The 3,912-nt window shown below is 67.6% G+C and carries 4 protein-coding genes and 1 pseudogene; 3 read left to right on the top strand and 2 right to left on the bottom strand.

Annotated features, from left to right (window positions below):
• Positions 1-226: pseudogene (locus BJF79_RS34225) on the bottom strand (ArsR family transcriptional regulator); the annotation flags it as partial.
• A gap of 570 nt (positions 227-796) precedes the next feature.
• Between BJF79_RS34225 and BJF79_RS34220 the strand changes: the two are divergent.
• Positions 797-1,891, top strand: coding sequence for a TIGR03617 family F420-dependent LLM class oxidoreductase (locus BJF79_RS34220; protein ID WP_083734452.1), 1,095 nt, complete (start codon positions 797-799; stop codon positions 1,889-1,891).
• A 31-nt stretch (positions 1,892-1,922) separates the two neighbouring features.
• Here the strand turns inward: BJF79_RS34220 and BJF79_RS56195 are convergent, their stop codons facing one another.
• On the bottom strand, positions 1,923-2,876 hold the full coding sequence (locus BJF79_RS56195) for a hypothetical protein (protein ID WP_158079377.1): 954 nt from the start codon (positions 2,874-2,876) through the stop codon (positions 1,923-1,925).
• Between the two features lie 656 nt (positions 2,877-3,532).
• Between BJF79_RS56195 and BJF79_RS34210 the strand changes: the two genes are divergently transcribed.
• Entirely contained in the window at positions 3,533-3,727 is a 195-nt protein-coding gene (locus tag BJF79_RS34210) for a hypothetical protein (RefSeq protein ID WP_075903668.1), read from the top strand.
• Positions 3,728-3,751: 24 nt separating this feature from the next.
• Positions 3,752-3,912 (top strand): transposase (locus BJF79_RS67640; RefSeq protein ID WP_143220609.1); only part of this gene is annotated, 161 nt, incomplete at its 3' end.

Here is a 3,912-nt window from a genome sequence, read left to right as displayed (position 1 = left end):
CGGCCGTCTCGGCCGTTACCCGCCTCGAAAGGCGGTGTCGGCGCTGCGGCGGGCCGTCGGTCGGCCCGAGTCGCAGGTGTTCGACGTGGTAGACGGCCTGGTCGAGCAGTTCGGCGACGTGGTCGTCGTGCAGGGCGTAGACCACCGACGGTCCCAAGCGGGTGCCGGTGACCAGGCCGAGGTTGCGCAGCAGCCGCAGATGATGGGAGCAGGCCGATTGCTCCATGTCCACGGCGTGGGCGAGTTCCGTGGGATGTCGCCCCGCTGGCCCGCGCCGACGCCGCGCTGACCGGACACCGCCGCGGCCTGCGAGGTGGCGCTCCGCACGGACGACGCCACCGTCGTGGTCTTCGACTTCGGCGGCGGCACGCTGAACGCGGCAGTGCTGAACGTTGACGACGACTGAGACGAACGGATCGTCGCTGGCTCGTGGAAGGGGTCGAGAAGGCCGAAGGCGCGGACGGCGGCTTCACGAAGATCATCGAGCGGAACACCTCGATCCCGACCAAGCGGTCGGAGACCGTCGTGTTCAACCACCGGCTCGGCACCCTCGTGCTCGGCTGCCCGCCCGCCGACTCCCCGGACGAGCCGTGGGCCGAAGTCTGCTTCGACATCGACGCCAACGGCATCGTCCACGTGTGGTCACCGGCGAGCGGCAGTCGATGCTTGCGACACCCGGCACGGCCCTGCCCCCGAGGAAAACCGACCGCATGGCCCGCGAGGCAGAGAGAATGCTGTACGGCTTCATGTCCCACGAGACAAGGTAAGACGCGTTGCGGCGGAACGGAGATCGTCAGTGAAGCTCGATGTGCAGTTGGACGGCCGACCGGACGAGGCGGCACAGCGCGCCCGCGAGCTGATCGCGGCCGGGGCTGACGGCCTGTTCACCTTCGAGGGTCCGCACGACGTGTTCCTGCCGCTGATCGTCGCGGCAGGCTCGTCCGACGTGCCGCCGACCGACCTGATGACCAACGTCGCGATCGCGATCCCCCGCAGCCCGATGAACCTGGCCAACATGGCCTACGACCTGCACCTGCTGAGCAAGGGCCGATTCCGGCTCGGACTCGGTTCGCAGATCAGGCCGCACATCGAGAACCGGTACGGCGCGACGTGGAGCAGGCCGGCCGCCCGGATGCGCGAGACGGTCCTCGCGGTGAAGGCCATCCTGAACTCCTGGCAGGCAGGCACCCCGCTCGACTTCCGCGGCGAGTTCACCAAGCACACCCTGATGCCCCCGACGTTCGTCCCCGGGCCGAACCCCTACGGCGTCCCGCCGGTCCTGCTCGGCGCGCTGGGCCCGGTGATGACCCGGACGGCGGCCGAGGTCGCCGACGGGCTGCTGGTGATGCCGTTCCACAGCCACCGGCATTTCCGCGAGCGCACGCTTCCGGCCGTGGCCGAGGGCCTGGAGCGGGCGGGCCGCGACCGGATCGACCTGTATCCCCAGGCGATCGTCGCGATGGGCGGCACTCCGGAGGAGATCGAGGCCGCGACCTTCGGCGTGAAGGGGCTGCTCGCGTTCTACGGCTCGACCCCGGCGTACCGGCCCGTCCTGGAGATCGAGGGCTGGGGGGACCTCCAACCCGAACTGAACGCGCTGTCGAAGACCGGCGACATCATGGCGATGATCGGGCTGATCGACGACACGATGGCGCGGACCCTGGCGGTCGTCGGGACGCCCGCCGAGTGCGCCACCGAGATCAGGGCCCGGTTCGGCGACGTGGCCGAGCGGGTCTGCGCCTACTTCCCCGGAACGACCCACCCGCCGGAGACGATCAGCGCCCTCGCCCGCGAACTGAGGAGAACCCCTTCCGCGTGTGTGGGAGACGATCTCCGGGGCGATGACGGAGGCGGGCGCCGGGACGCGGGCGATGTGCCCACACCTTCATAGGCGAAATGGACCCGGCCATGCCCGGCACCGCTCAGGGTGCAGAAACCACCGTCTCGGCATAGATGACGAACAGTAGGGTCTCGTCGGTGTAGGTCAGCGGCCAAAGCTGCGAGTCGTCGAGCCAGCCGTTCCAGTAGGAATGCCGGTTGCCGCCGCTGGACGACGCGCCGAACAGCAGGGGGCCGCCACCGGGCGAGGGAGTCCATTCGGTCGGCGCCACGTCGAAGTTCTCGGGCATGAGCTGCGCGGCGTAGCAGTTCCACGGCTGCCCGGGCACGCACGCGTCGTACGAGCCCGTGGCCTGCGTACGCAGCCAGATCTCGCCGGTTTCCGGGTCGTACCCGCCCATCAGGGAAACCCAGTGCGCGGTCCACGGCGACCCGTCGGCGGCCTTCGCCATGTCCCGGTTCACCGAGGCGATGACATCGCCCGCGGCGGTGAGATGCCGGAACGTCCAGCGGCCCCCGAGCCAGCCGAGTTCGAACACGCTGCCGTCCGCCGCGGCCTGGCTGACGGCGACCTGGTCACCGTCGAGGGAAGCGAGCTTGACCCAGGTGGAGAACATGAACCGCTCGCTGGTGTCCACCATGGGCCTGGCCTGGCCGAACTGGTGCTTGCCGTTCAGCCGGACCGACTTGTCGGTGTCCATCCCCGGAGCCAGGTTGCCTGGCTCCCCGAATCGTGCTCCGGGCGAAAACCTCAGATCGGCGTCCGGTTTCGCCACGCCACTGCCCTCTACGGCCCGCGCCACCGGACCCTCGGCGTCGTCCATCGACCAGCCCGCATACCGCACGGGCATTTCTTCCGCCGAAGCCGAGACCGTGAGCGCGGAAACCGCCAGCACTCCCAAAGTCAGTACACCAACGGCGCGGGGGCGCGATACACCTTTAGCAACATTAAAGGAGTGCGACAGAACGCCCATGGTCACCTCATCGCCAAGTATGTCGAGTAGCTGGGTCAATGTACCGACGCGATCGCCGATCACGGAAGTCACCGACCCATTGGGTGCGATATGTTGAATATCACTCCTATGGGTGTCAACCTGATCGCTCATCGCGCGTCTGTAAATGCTCTGGGGCGGCGTTCAGGCTCGATGGGTCGCCTCGGCGCCGCTGAACGTCGGCGTCAGGTCATGACCGCGTACTTCTAGAGCCTTCTGGCTCCCTCGTTCCTCGTCGTCGAGGTTTGAAGGACTAACTGAATACGCTACGTGTATCGCCCATCTCAAGGGTGATGCGGTGACCGATCATGCCCGGCGGGCATCGAGCCGTTGGCCGGGTGGCAGGACCGTGCGGCTGTCCGGTGTGCCCGGAACGCCTCGGGCCCAGGACAGCTTCAGTGCGGCCCCAAGCGGAAGTGACCAACGCCGCCGTAGACGGTGTTGGCCCTGGTCGGGGTGGGGGGCGCGTGGGACTCGAACCCAGAACCTACGGATTAAAAGCGGGGAGCTCTCATATCAGCGGCTGCGGTGGGCGGCGCCGACCTATATGTCGCATTGGCATTCGTCTTGGTCGCTGCCCCTGGCAGTCAGGCCGGGTGCGGCGTAGAAGGAGGTCTCGTGCTGCGACCATAGCGGTCAGTTGGGTTCTGCCGATTGTTCTGCTCCTGGCCTGGCTTGCGCTGTGGGCGATGTGTCGACGGGTGCCGGCGTGGTTCTTCGTCACCGGATCGCTGCTGGCGGTCCTCTGCTTCCCGGTCGGTATGCTCGTCGCCAAAGCGGATGCGAACGGCGCCGACTGCTCACCGGACAATCTCTGCTTCTCCATGGACGCCGTTTACTGGTGGTGTAACGGATTCTACGTGAGCTTCCCCCCGGAGCACGGACTACTGACCTGAGGTCACCGGCGATCATCACGAAGGATGTCCGCCATGCCCTCACCACACCCGCCCGAGTTCCGCCGCCGCGCGGTCGAGCTGGCCCGCCAGGGCGATAAGTCCATGGTTCAGCTGGCCAAGGATCTGGGCGTGAGCCGGTCCTGCCTGCAGAACTGGGTGAACCAGGCCGATACCGACGACAAGGG

Origin of the sequence: Actinomadura sp. CNU-125, from assembly GCF_001942465.1 — a bacterium.
Lineage (GTDB): Bacteria > Actinomycetota > Actinomycetes > Streptosporangiales > Streptosporangiaceae > Spirillospora.
Note: the sequence above shows the minus strand (reverse complement) of the source record. Positions and strands in the feature narration are given on the sequence as shown.